This is a genomic window from Stenotrophomonas sp. 01N47, from assembly GCF_056399165.1.
In genome coordinates this window covers 372256-391966 of sequence record NZ_JBFTQU010000002.1, presented here as the reverse complement: position 1 = coordinate 391966, position 19711 = coordinate 372256, and the positions used below count along the sequence as shown (strand labels likewise).

The 19711-nt window shown below is 66.3% G+C and carries 13 protein-coding genes, 1 tRNA gene and 1 other RNA gene; 10 read left to right on the top strand and 5 right to left on the bottom strand.

Annotation, left to right across the window (positions count from 1 at the left end; all coding sequences use genetic code 11):
* Window positions 1-354 precede the first annotated feature (354 nt).
* Window positions 355-1557, bottom strand: coding sequence for a lytic transglycosylase domain-containing protein (locus AC1DKR_RS05770; RefSeq protein ID WP_312109352.1), 1203 nt, complete (start codon window positions 1555-1557; stop codon window positions 355-357).
* Window positions 1554-2318 (bottom strand): hydroxyacylglutathione hydrolase, encoded by a 765-nt coding sequence (gene gloB / locus AC1DKR_RS05765; protein ID WP_033830463.1) that lies wholly within the window; start codon window positions 2316-2318, stop codon window positions 1554-1556. The genes AC1DKR_RS05770 and gloB overlap by 4 nt, the downstream gene beginning before the upstream one ends.
* A gap of 11 nt (window positions 2319-2329) precedes the next feature.
* Between gloB and AC1DKR_RS05760 the strand changes: the two genes are divergently transcribed.
* Genes AC1DKR_RS05760 through dnaQ form a run of 3 tightly spaced genes read left to right on the top strand, consistent with a single transcriptional unit; the run spans window position 2330 to window position 4172 of the window.
* The gene (locus AC1DKR_RS05760) at window positions 2330-2974 is read left to right on the top strand and encodes a hypothetical protein (RefSeq protein ID WP_478031710.1); all 645 of its coding nucleotides are present in this window, start codon (window positions 2330-2332) and stop codon (window positions 2972-2974) included.
* 12 nt (window positions 2975-2986) lie between these two features.
* Window positions 2987-3439 (top strand): ribonuclease HI, encoded by a 453-nt coding sequence (rnhA, locus tag AC1DKR_RS05755; protein ID WP_025878155.1) that lies wholly within the window; start codon window positions 2987-2989, stop codon window positions 3437-3439.
* A 4-nt stretch (window positions 3440-3443) separates the two neighbouring features.
* The gene (dnaQ, locus tag AC1DKR_RS05750; protein WP_025878156.1) at window positions 3444-4172 is read left to right on the top strand and encodes a DNA polymerase III subunit epsilon; all 729 of its coding nucleotides are present in this window, start codon (window positions 3444-3446) and stop codon (window positions 4170-4172) included.
* A gap of 249 nt (window positions 4173-4421) precedes the next feature.
* Here the strand turns inward: dnaQ and AC1DKR_RS05745 are convergent, their stop codons facing one another.
* Window positions 4422-5126 carry a PP2C family protein-serine/threonine phosphatase gene (locus AC1DKR_RS05745; protein ID WP_428703472.1) on the bottom strand — a complete coding sequence of 235 codons (705 nt, stop codon included), beginning with the start codon at window positions 5124-5126 and terminating at the stop codon, window positions 4422-4424.
* Window positions 5127-5295: 169 nt separating this feature from the next.
* Here AC1DKR_RS05745 and AC1DKR_RS05740 point away from each other — a divergent pair.
* Together AC1DKR_RS05740 and AC1DKR_RS05735 are read left to right on the top strand one after the other, a co-directional pair.
* A tRNA-Ser gene (locus tag AC1DKR_RS05740) sits at window positions 5296-5386 on the top strand.
* A 393-nt stretch (window positions 5387-5779) separates the two neighbouring features.
* Entirely contained in the window at window positions 5780-6184 is a 405-nt protein-coding gene (locus tag AC1DKR_RS05735) for a DUF6165 family protein (protein WP_478031705.1), read from the top strand.
* 117 nt (window positions 6185-6301) lie between these two features.
* Here AC1DKR_RS05735 and AC1DKR_RS05730 read toward each other — a convergent pair whose 3' ends face one another.
* Window positions 6302-7348: a glycosyltransferase family 9 protein gene (locus AC1DKR_RS05730; protein ID WP_478031703.1), complete on the bottom strand. Its 1047-nt coding sequence runs from the start codon at window positions 7346-7348 to the stop codon at window positions 6302-6304.
* Window positions 7349-7368: 20 nt separating this feature from the next.
* On the opposite strand from AC1DKR_RS05730, the gene AC1DKR_RS05725 reads away from it, so the two are divergent.
* The 3 genes from AC1DKR_RS05725 to AC1DKR_RS05715 are packed head-to-tail and all read left to right on the top strand — an operon-like array spanning window position 7369 to window position 9271.
* Window positions 7369-8118, top strand: coding sequence for a 3-deoxy-D-manno-octulosonic acid kinase (locus tag AC1DKR_RS05725; RefSeq protein ID WP_025878162.1), 750 nt, complete (start codon window positions 7369-7371; stop codon window positions 8116-8118).
* A complete protein-coding gene (locus tag AC1DKR_RS05720; RefSeq protein WP_478031701.1) occupies window positions 8118-8885 on the top strand; it encodes an MBL fold metallo-hydrolase in 768 nt (255 codons plus the stop codon). Before AC1DKR_RS05725 ends, AC1DKR_RS05720 begins: the two co-directional genes overlap by 1 nt.
* Window positions 8882-9271, top strand: a complete 390-nt coding sequence (locus AC1DKR_RS05715) for a nuclear transport factor 2 family protein (protein ID WP_478031698.1) — start codon at window positions 8882-8884, stop codon at window positions 9269-9271. The genes AC1DKR_RS05720 and AC1DKR_RS05715 overlap by 4 nt, the downstream gene beginning before the upstream one ends.
* Before the next feature lie 78 nt (window positions 9272-9349).
* Here AC1DKR_RS05715 and ffs read toward each other — a convergent pair.
* An RNA gene (gene ffs, locus AC1DKR_RS05710) (signal recognition particle sRNA small type) lies at window positions 9350-9446 on the bottom strand.
* A gap of 299 nt (window positions 9447-9745) precedes the next feature.
* On the opposite strand from ffs, the gene AC1DKR_RS05705 reads away from it, so the two are divergent.
* On the top strand, window positions 9746-10063 hold the full coding sequence (locus tag AC1DKR_RS05705) for a DMT family transporter (RefSeq protein WP_032977375.1): 318 nt from the start codon (window positions 9746-9748) through the stop codon (window positions 10061-10063).
* Between the two features lie 366 nt (window positions 10064-10429).
* Window positions 10430-19687, top strand: a complete 9258-nt coding sequence (locus AC1DKR_RS05700; protein WP_478031695.1) for an autotransporter-associated beta strand repeat-containing protein — start codon at window positions 10430-10432, stop codon at window positions 19685-19687.
* Window positions 19688-19711: the final 24 nt, after the last annotated feature.

The window sequence follows — 19711 nt, the reverse complement described above, 5'->3', positions numbered from 1 at the left end:
TGGCGAGCAGGAACGAAAAGGCCCGGCATTGCCGGGCCTTTTTTGTTGTCGCAACCCTGATCGATCCGTGACCTGCGCGATGAGCGCCGACCAAGGTCGGGCCGCTACCAGAAGCGAAGCGACCTGCTCCTGCTCTTCATCTTCCAATCCGTGGGTGCCACCGGAATTTGTCCGCGGCCGGGCAGATGGGCTGTGCAGGGGCGTGAGCCGCATGGATGCGGCGACCGAGCTTACAGGGACGTACTTGCAGCGGCCCCTGCGCAGCCTATCTGCCCGGCCGCACACGAGCGATCAGGGCCACCCGCGAGGGGCTTCGCCGTTGGCCGGAAACCGCGCGGCAGCGCCGCGCCGACCTCAATCCTCGACGCGCAGTACCGCGCCTGGCTTCAGCACGCTGCTGCCGCTCAAGCCGTTCAGCGACAGCAGTGCCTTTACCGGCATGCCGTAGCGACGGGCGATGGTCCACGCCGATTCGCCGTTGCGCACGGTGTGGCGACGGTTGCGCGGGCGATCAGCAGCCGATGCGACCACCTTTGCCACCTGCGGGCTCGGCGCGGCGCTGACGGTGCTGGCCAGTGCGGTGGCAACGGCAGTGCTGGCGATATCAGCAACGTCCGCGTTGGACGCTGAGACCGGCGCCAGTACACGTGCGGTGCCCGACGGGCGGTTGCCGGCGGCCAGTGCCGGATTCAAGCGGGCGATCTTCGCCGGGTCCAGGGCGCGCTGGGCGGCCCACTGCTGGACGCTGGTGCCCGCCGGCAGGGTGTGGTCCTTCAGCACCGGTACGGTGCGGTCCAGCGAGGCCATCACGCCGGGCTGGTCTTCCACGTCTTCCAGCACGCAGGCCAGGGCATGCAGCTTCTCTACATAGGCATGAGTGACCGGCGACAGCCCGGGCAGGCCGGCCGGTTTTGCGTTCTGCGCATTCATGCCGGCCTTGCGCATGGACTGCAGCACGCGGTACTCGCCGGCGTTGTAGGCCATGGTGGCAAGGCGCCAGTCGCCGCCGAACATGCCATGCAGGGTCTTCAGGTAGCGCACGGCGGCCTGGGTGGACTCCACTGCCGACAGCCGGCCGTCGTAGTTGTTGCTCATCGGCACGCGATGGTTGCGCGCGGTAGTGGCGATGAACTGCCACAGGCCGGTCGGTCCGCTGCCGTTGCGGGCATTGGGCCGGTAGCCGCTTTCGACGAAGGGAATCAGGGCGAATTCGGTGGGCAGGTTGGCTTTGCGCAGCTCTTCGACCACATAGCCGAACAGCACCAGCGCGTCGTCATCCTGGTTGGCCAACCGCGAAGGCGCATGGGCGAACTGCTTCTGCCAGCGCGGGCTGGTGGCCTCGGCGTCACAGGTAGGTTCTGCCAGTCCGTCGCGGAAGCTGGAGAAGATCTCCTGGCCGTTGCGTACCGATGCGGCCGGCAGCGTCGACGGATCCAGCGGCAGAGCCGAGGCGGCGGTCAGGTTCTGGCTGATGCCGGCGCCCAGCGATTGTGCGCCGGCAGTTCCGGCCAACCCCAGGACGAGACCCAGGGCCAGCGGCAGACTTCGGCGACTCATGCGCGGAAGCCGTCTTTCCAGTGCCGGAGACCGGCCATGACGTCTACGTCGTCCACGACCTCGCGCCCCAGGTGCGCCGACACGGCCGCGCGGATGGGCGCCGTGTGGGTACGCAGGAACGGATTACAGGCAATTTCATCGGCCAGGGACACTGGCAGGGTGGAACGGTCATCGCGGCGCATGGCCAAAGCCTCCTCTTGGCGCTGCAACAAGGCAGCGTTGGCGGGGTCGACATGCCGCGCGAAGACGGCATTTGACACGGTGTACTCGTGAGCGCAACACAGCAGCAGTTGCGCGGGCAGGGCACCCAGCTTGCGCATCGATGCCAGCAGCTGGGACGGCGTACCTTCGAACAGGCGTCCACAGCCCAGGCTGAACAACGAATCTCCGCTGAAAAGCTGTTCAGCGGTGTGAAACGCGATGTGGCTGCGGGTGTGCCCGGGGACGGATAGTACGTGGAACATCCGGCCCAGTGCCTGAACACGTTCACCTTCACCGACCCGCTCGGTGGCCATCGGGATGCGCTCGTCGACCGGTGCGACCACGCGCACGCCGGGGAAACGCGCCTGCAGCGCCGGTACACCGCCGATGTGATCGTCGTGGTGATGGGTGAGCAGGATGGTGTCCACGCGCACGCCTTGGGCAGCCAGCGCCAGTACCGGCGCAGCGTCGCCGGGATCGACGACCACGGCAGCTCCGTCGTCGGCGATCAGCATCCAAATGTAATTGTCCGCAAATGCGGGCAGGGCAGTCAGTCGCATAGAATTGGACCATGCCCGCGCTGCAGAGCACCCGTCAAGCGAGCCAGGCCCCGTGGTTCGACAGCGAACCGGCGGAGGCCTTGCGCGTGCTCGAACGACAACTGCTGTTGCCGCAGCTGTCGCTGCTGCCGACCCGGCCCTGGTTGTGGATCGCGCCCAGTGCCGCTTGGCTGGCTGATTCGCAGCTGGGCGGTCGGGGCCTGCGCCTGCATCGCGAGGGGACTGGGTACGCTGGCGATACCCGCTGTGCACTGCCGTTGCCGCTGCCCAACGAGAGCGTCAACGCCATCGTGCTGCAGCATGTGACCGTCGGTGATGCCGACCATCTGCTGGACGAATGCGAGCGCGTGTTGATGCCCGGTGGCCATCTATGGCTGACCAGCCTCAATCCGTTCAGCCCGTTCCGCACCCGCTGGCGCCAGCACGGGCTGGTGGTGCGCACGCCGCAGCGGATCCGCCAGCTGCTTGGGCGCCATGGGCTGGAATGCGAGGACATGCGTTACCTGGGGCCGATGTGGCAGGGTGCCGGCAGCCGCCGTCGCGGCGGCTGGGCCCCCCTGCGCGCGGCCTGCCTGTTCCACGCCGAAAAACGCACGCTGGCCCTGCCCGGGCCGACCCCGTTGCCCGTGCGCTGGCACGGCACCGTTGCTACCTGATCTGGAGTTGTATTGAAAACCATCGAAATCCACACCGACGGTTCCTGCCTCGGCAATCCCGGCCCCGGTGGCTGGGCCGCGCTGCTGCGCTACAAGGGGCATGAGCGCGAACTGAGCGGTGGTGAAGCCCATACCACCAACAATCGGATGGAGCTGATGGCGGCCATTTCCGGCCTGGAGTCGCTGACCGAACCCTGCGAGATCGTCCTCTACACCGATTCGCAGTACGTACGGCAGGGTCTGACCCAGTGGCTGCCGGGCTGGATCCGCAAGAACTGGAAGACCGCTGGCGGTGACCCGGTGAAGAACCGTGAACTGTGGGAGCGCCTGCAGGCCGCCACGCTGCGGCACCAGATCGACTGGCGCTGGGTGAAAGGCCATTCCGGCGACCCGGACAATGAACGTGTGGATACCCTGGCCCGCAACGCCGCGATCCAGATCCGCGACGGCAGCCCGGTAAACTGAGCCCATGCGTCAGATCATCCTTGATACCGAAACCACCGGCCTGGAGTGGAAGAAGGGCAACCGCGTCGTCGAAATCGGCTGCGTCGAGCTGTTCAAGCGCCGCCCGACCGGCAATACCTATCACCAGTACCTGAAGCCGGACTGCGAGTTCGAACAGGGCGCGCAGGAAGTCACCGGCCTGACCCTGGAATTCCTCGCCGACAAGCCGGAGTTCGCGCAGGTCGTGGAGGAGTTCCTGGCCTTCATCGATGGCGCCGAGCTGATCATCCACAACGCGGCGTTCGATCTGGGCTTCCTCGACAACGAGCTGTCCCTGCTCGGCGAGCAGTACGGCAAGATCACCGATCGCTGCACGGTGATCGATACCCTGGCGCTGGCACGCGAACGTTTCCCGGGCCAACGCAACTCGCTCGATGCCCTGTGCAAGCGGCTGGGTGTGGACAACTCGCACCGCGCACTGCATGGCGGTCTGCTGGATGCGCAGATCCTGGGGGATGTGTACATCGCACTGACCTCGGGTCAGGAGGAGATCGGCTTCGGGCTGGGCGATGACGATGCCGGCGGTGCTGCGGCGTTGCAGGCGTTCGATGCGTCCAAGCTGCTGCCGCGGCCGCGCGTGGTGGCCACGCCGTCGGAGCAGGAAGCGCATGCGGCGCGTCTGGAACGGCTGCGCAAAAAGGCCGGCCACGCGTTGTGGGACGGCCCGAAGGTGGAAGAGGCCGCGAGCGCGTAGGCGCCGCAATGGGGTGCGAAATGCAGCCACGCATGGCGTGGCTCTACTGTAGATCCACGCCATGCGTGGATGGCGAGGATCAGTGGCAGCGCACCAGGATCACGGTGATGTTGTCCGATGACGCGCCAGCGCAATCGCGCTGGCGCCCCACAATTTGCGCTGCAAATCGTGGGCCCCGTCTCACCAGCACCCAGACCCCCGCCGCTTCGCGGCCGCCCCCTGACTCAGGGGGCTTGCCTCCAGCCGGCATCAGTGGCAGCGCACCAGGATCACGGTGATGTTGTCCGAGCCGCCGCCGTCGAGGGCGGTGGCGACCAGGCTGTCCACGCATTCCTGGGCGCTGGCATCGTCGAAGGCGAGGGTGCGGGCGATGCCGCGGTCATCCACTTCCTCGGTCAGGCCATCACTGCACAGCAGCAACTGCATGCCCGGGCGCAGCTCGCCGCTGGTGGTCGCCACGTTCAGGTGGGCCGGGTCGGTGACGCCCAGTGCCTGGGTGACCACGTTGCGGTGGGGATGGGCGCGCGCCTGCTCGGCCGTCAGGTTGCCCTGCGCAACCAGTTCCTGCACCACGCTGTGGTCCTGGCTGAGCTGGGCAAGCTGGCCATCGCGCCACAGATAGGCGCGGCTGTCGCCGACCCAGGCCACTTCGTAACGGTTGCCCTGCACCCGTGCAGCGACCACGGTGGTGCCCATCGGCAGGCTGTCGTTGCGCCGGCGCGAGGCGCGGATGATCTCTTCGTCGGCGGTGCGGATCGCCAGCGCCAACGGCGCGCCACGGCGGATCTCGCGGACGATGGTCTCGCGCGCCAGCGCGCTGGCCACTTCGCCGCAGGCGTGCCCGCCCATGCCGTCGGCTACCAGCCACAGGGCCAGCTCGCCGTCACCGTAATAGGTGTCCTCGTTGAGCTCGCGGCGCAGGCCGGGGTGGGTGAGATGTCCGAATTCGATCATGGTGGGTGCTGGGCGAGGGGGTAATGCCGGGGAGAACGGCATCATCACGGCCAAGCGGACATCCGGCAAGCCATGCAGTCAGGAAAATTTCACTTCATTGGGCGCAATGACTTGTCGTCAGCCGCGCTTCCTCGTATGATGCGCGTCCCCGGTTCGCCGGGGAACATCTGGAGAGGTGGCAGAGCGGTTGAATGTACCTGACTCGAAATCAGGCAGGCGTTTATAGCGCCTCGGGGGTTCGAATCCCCCCCTCTCCGCCAGATTAAAAAAGAAGGGCTGCCGAAAGGCAGCCCTTCTTTTTTAATCTGGCGCGGGGATGCGACGACGCTTCGCGCGTCGCCCCAAACGTTGCACTGCAACGTTCGGGCCCCTCCCTTTGCCGACCTCTCCCCGCCCCTGTCGGGGCAGCCCCTCAACAGAGGGGCTTGCTGCTCCAGATGGCTTCGCGTCAACTTGCACGGATCGGTGGCTTTTTTATCTGGCGCGGGGATGCGACGACGCTTGGCGCGTCGCCCCAAACGTTGCCGTGCAACGCTCGGGCCCCTCCCTTTGCCGTCCTTCCCCCGGATGCTTCAGTAGATCCACGCCATGCGTGGATGCTGTTCGCGTGCGGCGGGTTACCATGTACGTCATCACCTGCTGGAGCCGCCACGATGACCGCTGAAATCCTCGTCCCCGTTTCATTCGGCGAGCTGCTGGACAAGATCTCGATCCTGCAGATCAAGTCCGAGCGCATCAGTGACGAAGGCAAGCTGGCCAACGTACGCAAGGAGCTGTCCGCGCTGGAAACCACGTGGATGGCGCACCCTGCGGCCGTGAAGGACATCGCCAAGCTGCGCGCCGAGCTGAAGTCGGTCAACGAGCAGCTGTGGGAGATCGAGGACGACATCCGCCTGAAGGACAAGGCGCAGGCGTTCGATCAGGGGTTCATCGACCTGGCGCGCAGCGTGTACCTGCGCAACGACGAACGCGCACGGATCAAGAAGGCGATCAACCTGGCGCTGGGTTCGGCGTACGTGGAAGAGAAGTCGTACCAGGATTACGCGCAGCGCGCGTAATCCCCGGCGGCCCGACGCAGGAGACCCACGCCATGCGTGGATGGATCTCCCGGGTTGTGGGACGGTGCGGACCAGGTCCGCACGCAGCAGGCGGCGCTCAGCCACCCCGCCCGCCACTCACCCCAGATGGTCGGCCACGTAACGCTCGAACGCGGCGATGCCGTCTTCGACGGTGATCAACTCCATCACATCGTCGAATTCGATCTTGGTGCCCCACTTGAGGTCGGCTGCCTGCTTGCCCAGATACTTGCGCGCCGCGTCGTCGTAGCGGTCCGCGCAGTAGCGGCGGTCCGAATACGGGCCGCTGCGGTTCGGGTTGCTGGCCGCATGCAGGCCCAGCACCTTGGTACCCATTGCGTTGGCAATGTGCATCGGGCCAGAGTCCGGGGTCATTACCAGGTTGGCGCGGGCCAGCAAGGCCGGCAACTGCTTGAGCGTGTCCTTGCCGACCAGGTCCAGCGCCGGAACATCCAGCTGGGCCTGGATGGCGTCGGCCATGCTGCGCTCCAGTTCGCTGCGGCCGCCGCACAGTACGATCCGCCAACCGCGCGTGACGGCATGGTTGGCGACCTCGGCATAGCGGTCGGCGTACCAGTTGCGGCGCACGTGGCTGGAGCAGGGCGAGATCATCAGCACCGGCCGGCCATCGTCCTGCCACTGCGCGGCGGCCCAGTCATAGGCTGCCTGCGGCACGGCCAGGTCCCAGCTGACATCGGTCTGGCGCAGGCCCAGCGGCTCGCAGAAGCTGCCGATGGCATCAAGCACATGGATGCCCGGGCGATCGGGGATGCGTTCGTTGATGAAGAGGCCGTGCAGGTCCTTGGAGCGGCTGCGGTCGTAACCGATGCGGCGCTCGGCAGGAATGAAGGCGGACAGCACGTTGGCGCGGAACGCCACCTGCATCTGCAGCAGGGCCTCGAAACGCCCGGGCGGCAACTGCTTGCGCAGCTCCTTCACTCCGGCCATGCCGGTCTTCTTGTCGTAGGCGTGGAAGGTGACGCCCGGCAGGCCATCGAGCAGCTTCTGCCCGACCTTGTCGATGATCCAGTGGATCGGCCTATCCGGGCGCGCGGCCTGCAGGGTGCGCACCAGCGGCACTACGTGGGTCACATCGCCAAGAGCGGACAGGCGCAGAAGACACAAGGAGGAGGACGCTGATGCCATGTGTTGTTAGACTCAAAGGAATGGTCGCATTCGACGCCAATGAAGCGCTGACGCCATGCCGCGAGGGTCGCGGCATCGGGGCCATTCTGTTCGACCGCGAGCGGCTGCGGCAAGCCGACATCGGTCTGTTCTCGCCACAGCACTGGGCCGGCAAGGCCCGGCCGGTGGGTGAAGGCGGCCGTGGCAGCGCCTGGTTCGTGGATGCGCCGTTCGGCGCCAGCGTGCTGCGGCACTACCTGCGCGGGGGGCTGGCGGCCCGGATCAGCCACGACCAGTACATCTGGCGGGGGGCGGACCGGACCCGCAGCTTTGCCGAATTCCGGCTGATGCGCGCGCTGCGCGAGAAGAAGCTGCCGGTGCCCAGGCCGATTGCCGCCTTCTACATGCGTGAAGGCCTGCGCTACCGCGCCGCGATCCTGATGGAACGGATCGAAGGGGTGCGCTCGCTGGCCGACCGCGCACTGGTGGCCGGGCGCGGGGCGCCGTGGGAGGAAACCGGGCGGATGATCGCGCGCTTCCACCGTGCCGGGCTGGACCATGCCGATCTCAATGCGCACAACATCCTGTTCGATGGCAACGGCCATGGCTGGCTGATCGACTTCGATCGCGGGGTGATCCGCATCCCGGCCACCGCCTGGCGCGAGCGCAATCTCAAGCGCCTGCTGCGCTCGCTGATCAAGCTGCGCGGTGAGCGCAGCGTGGAAGACGTGGAAAAAGACTACGCGCGCCTGCGTCGCGCCTATGACATGGCCTGGAACCGGGGCACCTGATGGACTGGTCGTTGCGTTTCCTCGGCGTCGGCAATGCGTCGGCGGTCGAGCTGGGTTCGCCGATGTCGGTGATCGAGCGCGATGGCCGGCCGTGGCTGACCATCGACTGCGGCGGCGAAGGCCTGACTGCCTTCAAGGCCCATTACGGGCACATGCCGCAGGCGCTGTTTGTTACCCATGTACACCTGGACCATGTGGCCGGTTTCGAACGGCTGTTCGTGGATACCTTCTTCAGCGCGCAGCGGCACGGCAAGGTGCGCCTGTACGTGCCGGCCACGGTGGTGCCGCTGCTGCACAAGCGCATCGGCGATTACCCGAACGTGCTGGCCGAGGGCGGCGCCAACTTCTGGGATGCCTTCCAGCTGATCGTGGTGGGCGATGCGTTCTGGCACGAGGGCGTGCGTCTGGAGGCGTTCCCGGTGCGGCACCACTGGCCGGAGACGGCCTATGGCCTGCGCCTGCAGGGCGCGCTGACCTGGAGCGGCGACACCCGGCCGATTCCGGAAATGCTGGCGCGCTACGCCAGTGACAACGAACTGATCGCCCACGACTGCGGGTTGCACGGCAATCCTTCGCATACCGGGGTGGATGACCTGGAGCGCGAGTACAGCGCCGAGCTGCAGGCACGGATGATGCTGTACCACTACGCCAGCGTGGCCGATGGCCAGGCTCTGGCCGCGCGCGGGCACCGGGTGGCACAGCCCGGCCAGTGCGTAGTGCTGGCCACGCCGACTGCCCCGCACGTACTGGCGCAGGATCCGCCGTGAACAACGCTGGCCACGCCGCAACGCCGGCGCTGGCCGCCGAACTGGAGGGGCTGGAACGCGCGCTGCACTCCCCCCAGGTGCGTGCAGATCATGAGCGCTTGGCGGCATTGCTGGATGAGGATTTCAGCGAGATCGGCAGCTCCGGCCAGTGCTACGGCCGTGAGGCCGCGCTGGAAGAGATCCCGCTGGAGCGTGCGCAGGTGGTGATCGAGTCGGACCAGTACGCCGTGTGGATGCTGGCAGAGGGGCTGGCCCAGGTGCGTTACCGCAGTCGCTATCACGTCGATGGCCAACCGCAGCGCTGGGTGCTGCGCAGCTCGCTGTGGCGTCTGCATGCGCACGGGTGGCGTCTGGTGTTCCATCAGGGGACGCCCGAGGCACGGTAGCGCCCGGCCATGCCCGGCGAAGGACGCCAACCAAGGTTGGCATCCATCAGGGGCGGGGTATCGCCTGAAAAGGCGGTGGCCCCGCCGGCTGACCTCGGCGCCCGCGTCGATCGATACCGTTGCTGCCTTCCGGCCCTGGCGGAGTTTTCGACCTAGCGTCGCGAGGGGCCGACGGGGCCACCATAGAGACGTTGGCCGCCCGGAGGCGGCCGATTCACGGATCAGGGGAAGCAGCGCGTCGTGCGCCGGAGACCACAGCCGGACTGCGCATCAGCTGACCGATGGCAGACGCGCATTCTAGCGCAGGCATGGGTGCTGACGCCAGCTTCACGCGCTGAATCCGATGTAACCCGTTGGCCACGTCATCTGCCCGGGGCGGTTGCCGTTGCTAGAATCCGGCCGCAGGAGGAACGACCTCCCCCACATCGGGATTCAATGACCAGGACGGCCTGGCCCTACCAAAGGAGGGCTGTCATGGCCTGGATCTATCTGTTGTTTGCCGGCTTGCTGGAAATCGTCTGGGCGGTGTCGATGAAGCAGTCTGAAGGCTTCACCAAACTCACCCCCACCGTCATCACCATCGTCGGCATGATCGCCAGCTTCTGGCTGTTGGCCGTCGCCATGCGCAGTCTGCCGCTGGGCACCGCCTATACGATCTGGACCGGTATCGGCGCGGTCGGTGCCTTCGTGGTCGGCATCGTGTTCCTGGGGGAGCAGGTCAGCCCGATGCGGATTGGCGCGGCGGTACTGATCGTCGCCGGCCTGGTGCTGATGAAACTCTCCAGTAGCTGAGTCCGGTTGCGAGTGCGACGGGAATATGGATATTCCCGTTCTGCAGAAACAAGAGAATATGCATTTTCGGCAAAGTCGTGACGACTGCCGTGATTATTTGACGGCCATCATGAAAATAACGTGCCGGATTCACGTGGTGCTGGCGGTGACGGCCGCACAGTGCGCCCATTCGTCGAGCGAAACCGGGGAATTTTCGCGCTGACGGACATGCAGGGGCGCGCAGTTCCTGCAGCGCTTGCACGTGAAAGTGTGACTGTTTTTCAAGGTTGATACCGCAGGTCTTGTTCCCGGGTGGAGCAGGGCGGGACGGCATCACCTCAAAAAACCTGCCTGCTGTGCCACCGGTCATTTCATGGAGATTTACCGATGAACCGCATTTACCGTCTGGTCTTCAACCGTGCCCTTGGCGTGATGCAGGTGGCTTCGGAAATCACCCAGAATCCGACGGGAGGCGGTATTACGGCAACACGGCGTGGGGTGAAACTGCAGCGACTGGCCGTAGCACTGGCGGCGACGCTGGCCAGTGGTTCGGCGTTTGCGGCGTGCACAACGGCCGGCACGGTGATTACCTGCGACAGCGCGACAGACCAGAACAGTTTTTCCAGTGCCGTCAACGCCGTCACCCTGAACATCGCCAGCGGCGCGGTGTTGAGCGTACTGCCCGTCGTCGGCGGCAACGCGGTGGCGCTGACCGGCAACGGTATCACTGTGAACAACGCAGGCTCGATTGATCCCACCCTCAACGGAGGTATCAGTCTGGCTGCCTCTGGCATGGTGCTGGGCAACAACACCGCCGGTGGCAACACGATCAACGTCACCAACCAGGCGGGCGGCAGCATCAAGGGCCTGGTCAACATCGGCTCGATCCTGGGCCTGGGCGGGCAGGCGCTGATCACCGAGAACGCTGCTGGCGGGGTAACCAACATCACCAACAACGGCACCGTGGGCATGTCCATTCTCGGAGCGGGCCTGCTGACCACCGCCGATGCTGCGGCGATCGTCACCTACGGCGGTGCCCGGGCGAACCTCGTCAATACCAGCACCATCACCGGGCGCATCGGGTTGGGTAGCTCAGCTGCTGGCAACACCGTGATCAACGCCGGCACCATCACTGGCAGCGTGCATCTGGGCAACTCCACCACGACCGGCAACAGCTTCACTGCAGTGTCCGGCTCCAGCGTGGCGCTGGGGCCGCTGGCGACCGGTATTGCGGGCGTATTCGGCGCTGCAGGCGTGAACCTCGCAGCGGCGGGCATCGTCGATGGCGGTACCGGTACCGGCGACCGCCTGCTCCTGCAGAACAGCGCAACCGGCCCGGGCAGTGGCACTGGCGGTGCGGTGACCACGATCAACTGGTCCGGCTACACCGGATTCGAGAACCTGACCGTCAACAGTGGTACCTGGAATCTGCAAGGTGCCTGGAACGGAACCGGCGCCACGATCAACGATGGCCTGGTCAATTTCAATAACGCAGCTTCGTTCGGTACCGGTACCTTCAACGTCAATGGCGGTGCCATTGCAGCATCGACGGCCGGGCTCACGCTTGCAAATTCCTTTGCGCTCAACACTGGCAGACTGACGTTGGGCGGCACCAACCCCTTCAGCTTGAGTGGTGTGTTGTCCGGTGCTGGCGGCCTGACCGTGACCAACACCGGTGTGGTCACGCTGGGCGGCGCGAATCTGTTCGGTGGTGGCGTCAACCTCAATGCTGGCGGCTTGCTGCTGGGCAACGCAGGTGCGCTGGGCAGCGGCAACCTGACGGTAGGTGGTGCCGCGTCGCTGGATACCAGCGGGGCCTTCAATCTCGCCAACAACATCGTCGTCAACGGTGGCGGCAGTCTGAACCTGGTCGGCACCAATGCGTTGACGTTGAACGGTGCGCTGTCTGGTGCCGGTAATCTGGTGAAGAACGGCGCCAGCACGCTCACTCTGGGTGGTACAAACACGCTTACCGGCAGTGTCTCGATCGCGGGCGGCGCGTTGGCGCTCGGTGCAGGCGGCAGCCTGTCACCGACCGCTGCGATCTCGCTCACGGCAGGCACGTCGCTGGACCTCACTGCCGCAGCCAACCAGACCGTCGGCTCGCTGTCCGGGCTTGGTGGAACGGTCAGCCTTGGCACTCGCACACTTACTCTAGGCGGTCTCGGCAATACCTCCTTCGCCGGCAACTTCACTGGCACTACCGGTGGCCTGGTCAAGGTCGGTACCGGAGTGCAGACACTGTCCGGCAGCAACAGCTTGACCGGTGGTTTTGCCCTCAACGGCGGCGGCCTGCTGCTCGGCAACAACGGTGCATTGGGAACGGGTGTGCTGAGCGTGGGCGGCGAGGTCACGCTGGATGGCACCACCGCAGCGCTCACCCTGGCCAACGACATCGTGCTCGGCGCCGGGGGCTCGCTCGCGCTGCAGGGCGGCCAGCCCGTGGTGTTGAACGGGGTGATCTCCGGCGTCGGCAACATTGGCAAGAACGGCGCATCGCTGCTCACGTTGAACGGCGCCAACACATTCGGCGGCGGAGTCGTCGTCAATGGCGGCAACCTGCTGCTCGGAAACAACACGGCACTTGGTACCGGCCTGCTGGACATCAACAATGCCGCGACGCTGGATACCTCGGCAGCCCTGACCCTGGGCAATGACGTGATCATCGGCGCGGCAGGTTCGTTGAACGTGCTGGGTGGCAACGCGCTGACACTGGGCGGTGCGATTTCCGGTGGTGGCGGCCTGATAAAGAGCGGGGCTTCGACACTGACGCTCAACGGCGCCAATACCTTCATCGGCGGTTTGAACGTTGCTGCCGGCACGGTGGCGCTGGGCAGTGGCGGCAGCCTGGCCGCGACCGGCGCGGTCAGCCTGTCGGGGGCTGGGGCGACGCTGGATCTTTCCCTGGGTGGCAACCAGACCATCGGTGCACTGTCCGGCGTGGCAGGTTCCACCGTGGCATTGGGCGGCAATACGCTCGCCTTTGGTAGTGCGACCAACCAGACCTTCGCCGGTGTGATCAGTGGCGTCGGCGGGGGCCTGGTAAAGAGTGGAAGTGGCGTACAGACGTTGACCGGCGCAAACACCTTTACCGGCGGCGTCGCGCTCAATGCTGGCGGTCTGCTGCTGGGCAACAGCGGTGCACTGGGAACCGGCGCGCTGAGCGTCAACGGTGCCGCGACGTTGGACGGCAGCACTGCGCTGACTCTGGGCAACGCCGTCAACCTTGGCGCCGCACTGACCCTGGGCGGCAGCAACAACATCACCCTGACCGGCGACATCTCCGGCGTCGGCAGCCTGACCAAGAACGGCGCCTCGCTGTTGACCTTGAACGGCACCAATGGCTTCAGCGGTGGCCTCAACCTCAATGCCGGCAGCGTGCTGCTGGGCAGCAGTGCGGCGGCCGGTACCGGAGCGCTGAACATCGGCGGCAACGTGTCGCTGGACGCGGCGGTTGCGCTGAACCTGAGCAACAACGTGGCCTTGGGTACCGGTGCGATTCTTACGCTCCCAGGCAGCCAGAACATCACGCTGGGCGGCGTGGTGTCCGGCGACGGTGGCCTGGCGAAGAACGGCGCCACGGTGTTGACGCTTAACGGTGCCAATACCTTCGGTGGCGGCCTGAACCTGGCGGGCGGCGGCCTGTTGCTGGGCAACAGTGGAGCGCTGGGAACCGGTGCGCTGAACGTTGCTGCGAACGCCAGCCTGGATAACAGCATTGCGCTTGACCTGACCAATGCGGTCAACCTTGGCGCCGGCTCGGCACTGACGCTGATCGGCAGCAACGCACTCACGCTCGATGGCGTGATTTCCGGCACCGGCAGTCTGGTCAAGAACGGCGCTGGTACGTTGACCCTCGGCAACGCCAACGGCTTCAGTGGCGGCCTGGCGTTGAATGGCGGCAACCTGCAGTTGGGCAACGCCGGCGCTCTGGGAACGGGTGCGCTCAACGTCGGCGGCAATGCAACGCTGGATACTGCCGCCGCCTACACCGTGGGCAACGCGATCAACCTGGCCTCGGGCACGACGCTTGCCCTGCAGGGCAGCAATGCGCTGACGCTCGGCGGTGTGGTGTCCGGCAATGGTGCACTGGTCAAGAACGGTGCAGCCACACTGACTCTGACCAATGCGAACACCTACGCCGGCAGCACCACGATCAATGCAGGAACCCTGGCGCTTGGCGCAGGCGGCAGCCTGGCTGTCGGGGGTGACGTCACCCTCGGCGGCGCCGGCGCGGGCTTTGACATATCGGCGGCAACCGGCAACCAGACCATCGGCGCGCTGAATGGCGTGGCCGGTTCGACGGTCGCGCTGGGAGGGAACTCGCTGACCTTTGGTACGGCAGCCGATGCGGTGTTCGATGGCGTGATCAGCGGAGGCGGCGGCCTGGTCAAGGTGGGGGCGGGCGTGCAGACGCTGTCCGCTGCCAACACCTTCGGCGGCGGCGTCAGCCTCAATGCCGGTGGCCTGCTGCTCGGCAATGATGCGGCATTGGGCAGTGGTGCGCTGACCGTGGGTGGCGCGGCCACCCTCGACACCAGCCTGGCGGCAACACTGGTCAACAACATCGCCCTCAACGCCGGCCTGACCGTGCTGGGCAGCAACGCGCTGACGCTCAACGGGGTGATCTCCGGCACCGGCAGCCTGACCAAGAATGGTGCTGCCACGCTTACCTTGAACGGCGTGAACACCTATACCGGCGGTACCAACGTCAACGCCGGCACGCTGGCCCTGGGAGCAGGTGCAAGCCTGGCCGCCAGCGGCATCGTCAACCTGGCAACCGGCGCTACGCTGGATCTCTCCGCGGGTAACGGTGCCCAGACATTCGGCACCCTGACCGGTAGTGGCACGGTCAACCTGGGCGCAAACTCGATCACTGTCGGCGGACCGACCAACGGTGTCTTCAGCGGATCCATCGCCGGCACCGGCGGCCTGATCAAGGAGGGGACCGGTACTGAAACGCTGACCGGTACCAACACCTTCACCGGTGGCACCCTGATCAATGCGGGAACGCTGGCGATCGGTGCCGGTGGCAGCCTGGCGGCAACCGGTGCAGTCACGCTTTCCGCGCCGGGCACCGGCTTCGACATCTCTGCTGCTGGCAACCAGACCATGGGCGCGCTCAACGGCGTCGCTGGCAGCACCGTGGCGCTGGGCGGAAATACGCTGACCTTCGGCGGCGTTGGCAACGGGACCTTCGATGGCGTGATCGGTGGGACCGGCGGGCTGGTCAAGAACGGTACGGGCATCCAGACGTTGGGCGGCGCCAACGTCTTCAGTGGCGGGGTGGCACTCAACGGTGGCGGCCTGGTGGTGGGCAACAATGCCGCGCTGGGTACCGGCGCGCTGACCGTGGGCGCCAACGCATCGCTGGACAGCAGCGTCGCTGCGAACCTCGGCAACGACATCGGCCTGCTGGCCGGTGCCACGCTCAACCTGCTTGGCAGCAATGCATTGACGCTGGGCGGGGCGGTCACCGGCGATGGTGGCCTGATCAAGAACGGCGCGGCGACGGTCACCCTGACCGGCAGCAACACCTTCACCGGCGGCACGGTCATCAACAGCGGCACGCTGGCGATCGGGGCGGGCGGAAGCCTGTCGCCGACCGGCGCGGTGAACCTGGCCGGTACCGGCACCTTCGACATCTCCGCCGGTGGCAACCAGGGCATCGGTTCGCTGGCGGGCGTGGCCGGCAGCACGGTGTCGTTGGGTGGCAACAGCCTGACGCTGGGAGGTACCACCGACGCGACCTTCAACGGCGCCCTGACCGGCAGCGGTGGGTTGGTCAAGAATGGCAGCGGCGTGCAGACCCTCAACGGTGCCAGCACGTTCGGTGGCGGCGTCACCCTCAATGCCGGCGGCCTGGTGGCGGGCAACAACGCTGCGCTGGGAACCGGCACGCTGACGGTGGGGGGCGCTTCCACGCTCGATTCCAGCAGCGCGGTGACCTTGGCCAACAACATGGTGCTCAACGCGGGCCTGACCGTACTTGGCAGCAACGATCTCACCCTCAACGGCAATCTGGCGGGCACCGGCAGCCTGACCAAGGAGGGCGTTGCTACCCTCACGTTGAACGGCATCAACACCTATACCGGCGGGACCAACATCAATGCGGGCACGCTGGCCCTGGGAGCAGGTGCAAGCCTGGCCGCCAGCGGCATCGTCAATCTGGCCACGGGTGCCACCTTCGATCTTTCGGCCGGCAGCGGCACGCAGGTATTCGGCACGCTGATCGGCAATGGCACGGTCAACCTCGGCGCGAACACGTTGACCATCGGCGATGCCACCAATGGTGTGTTCAGTGGTTCGATCGGCGGCACCGGTGGACTGATCAAGGAGGGCACGGGTACCGAGACATTGACCGGCACCAACACCTTCACTGGCGGCACCACCATCAACGCCGGCACGCTGGCGATCGGCGCCGGTGGCAGCCTGGCCGCAACCGGCGCAGTGAACCTGGCCAACGCCGGTACCGGTTTTGACATCTCCAGCGGTGGCAACCAGGCCATCGGTACATTGTCCGGCGTTGCCGGCAGCACGATCAGCCTTGGCGGCAACACACTGACCACCAACGCAGCGGGCAACAGCACCTTTGCCGGTGACATCAGTGGCGCCGGTGGCCTGGTCAAGAACGGTGCCGGCGTGCTCGGCCTGACCGGCAGCAACACCTTCGGTGGCGGAGTGGCGCTCAATGCCGGTGGTCTGTCGCTGGGCAGCAATGGCGCTCTGGGCACCGGCACGCTGACCGTAGGCGGTGACGCCACGCTGGACGGCAGTGTGCCGCTGACCTTGGCCAACAACGTGCAACTGGCAAGCGGCACGTTGACCCTGCTGGGTGGCACGCCGCTCACGCTGGACGGCGATATCGCCGGCAGTGGCAGCCTGCTCAAGGATGGTGCGGCGACGGTGACCCTGGGTGGTGCCAGCAGCTACACCGGCACCACGACGATCAACAGCGGCACCCTGGCAGTCGCCGCCGGTGGCAGCCTGTCCTCGGCCAGCACGGTGAACCTGGCCGGCGCCGGAACGCTGGACATCAGTGCGGCCGGCAACCAGGCCATTGGTGGCGTGGCCGGTGTTGCCAGCGGCAACGTGGTGCTCGGTGGTTCCACCCTGACCACCGGCGGCAGCAATGCCAGCACCACCTTCGGCGGCACCATCGGTGGCAGCGGTGGCCTGGTGCAGACCGGCACCGGCACGTTGACGCTGACCGGCAACAACACCTACACCGGTGGCACCACCGTCAACGGTGGCAGCACGTTGCAGATCGGCAATGGCGGCGTGACCGGTGCGATCGTCGGCGACGTGACCAATAACGGCGCACTGGTGGTCAACCTGTCGGGCAACACGACACTCGGTGGCACCGTCAGCGGCAGCGGTGGCCTGACCCAGGCCGGCAGCGGCACGCTGACCCTGACCGGCAACAACACCTACACCGGCGGCACCACCATCAATACCGGTGGCACCCTGCAGGTGGGCAATGGTGGTGCAACGGGGGCGATCATCGGCGACGTCGGCAACAACGGCAGCCTGGTGTTCAACGTCGGCGGCAATACCACGCTTGGTGGCGTGGTCAGTGGCAGCGGCGGGTTGATCCAGGCCGGTGCCGGCACGCTGACCTTGACCGGCAACAACACCTATACCGGCGGTACCACCATCAACACCGGCGGTACGCTGCAGGTCGGCAATGGCGGGGCCACTGGTGCGATCGCCGGCAACGTCAGCAACAACGGCAGCCTGGTGTTCAACGTCGGCGGCAATACCACGCTTGGTGGCGTGGTCAGTGGCAGCGGCGGGTTGACCCAAGCCGGCAGCGGCACGCTGGTCCTTACCGGCAACAACACCTATACCGGTGGCACCACGATCAACACCGGCGGTACCGTGCAGATCGGCAACGGCGGCGCCAGCGGCGCGGTCACCGGCAACATCACCAACAACGGTGGCCTGGTGGTCAACACCGGCAGCACCACCACGCTGGGTGGCAGCATCAGTGGCGCGGGCAGCATCGTGCAGGCCGGCCCTGGCCTGCTCAACCTGGGCGGCAACAGTGGCGGATTCACCGGTACCGGTCAGGTCACCGGTGGTGGTCTGAATGTCACCGGCACCGTCGGTGGCCAATGGACCATCGGCAGCGGCACCACGTTGTCGGGTACCGGCACCATCGGCGGCAGCGCTGGCGGCGTCACCGTGAGCAGCGGCGGTGTGCTGTCGCCGGGCAACGGCCCGGGCAATGGCAGCAGTGGCGGCAATGGTACGGGCACGATCACCGTGGGTGGCAACCTGACCCTGGTACCGGGCAGCACGCTGTCGGTCGACCTGGGCGCTACCGGCAGTGACGTGGTGCAGGTGGGCGGCAGCGCGAACATCGGTGGTGCATCGGTGGTGGTCAATGCCATCGACCCGAACACCAGCTACCAGCAGGGCCAGCAGTACACGATCATCAACGCAGGCGGCGGCGTCAGCGGGCAGTTCGTGCCGCCCACCACCACCTCGGCGTTCCTCTCACTGACCCCGGTCTACACAGCGAATGCCGCGCAGCTGAAGATCGATGTGAAGCAGACAGCGGCCTTCGTCACGGCTGCGCAGACCCGCAACCAGCTGGGCGTGGCATCGGCGCTGGACAGCCTGCCGCAGACCGGCGCGGCGCTGGGCCTGTACAACACGCTGCTGGCCTACGACACCGCCACCGCGCGCAACGCGTTCAACCAGCTCTCCGGTGAAGTGCATGCAGCCAGCCGTGCAGTGCTGCTGTACGACAACTACCTGGAAGAGGGCATCCGCCAGCGTCTTGGCAGCGAGTTGCCGACGGTGCGTGGCGAGCGTGCTTCGGCATGGCTGGCGGGTAGCGGCAAGGTGTTCAAGCAGGACGGCGATGGCAACGGTGACGAGATCCATGCCAACCGCAATGCACTGATGGCCGGCGTCGATTGGAAGCTCGGCGAGCATGTGGTGCTGGGTGCCGCGGCGGGCAGCGAGCGGCTGGATACGCGGCTGTACGATCGCCAGTCGCGTGCACGCCTGCGTGGCAACACCTATGGACTGTATGCGCAGGGCGAGTGGAACAACGGATTTGCGGTCGGTGGCAGTGTGTCGCGCGGCGATTACCGCACGCGCACCACGCGTGAAGTGCCGCTGCTGGCACAGACGCTGCACAGCCGCCAGGATTCGGATGTCACCATCGCCCAGATCGAAGGCAGCTGGACCTGGACCCATGGCAGGACGCAACTGCAGCCGTATGTGCAGTTCACCAAGCACTGGGTGGACAGCGATCGCGCGGTGGAGCAGGGCGGCAGCGCGGCGCTGGTACTGGAGGGCGGCAAGGACACGCTCAATGTCAGCACCGTCGGCGTACGCGGCCGCTGGGATGTGGGCAGCGGCGAGCGCTATCCGGCACAGCTGACGGTCGGGCTGGGCTGGCAGCACGCGTCCGGTGACACCGACGTAGCCAGTCGGCAGAGCTTCGCCGTCGGTGGCACTGCGTTCGATGCCTACAGTGCCGTGATGGCGCGCAACGCACTGGTCAGCCAGGTCGGTGTGGCCGTCGGCCTGGGGCGCAGCAGCCAGCTGTCGCTGTTCGTGCAGGGCCAGCATGGCGACGGTCGCAACGATATCGGCGGCCAGTTGAACCTGCGCGTCGGGTTCTGAGCCAGCGCGTGACTTCGACGGATC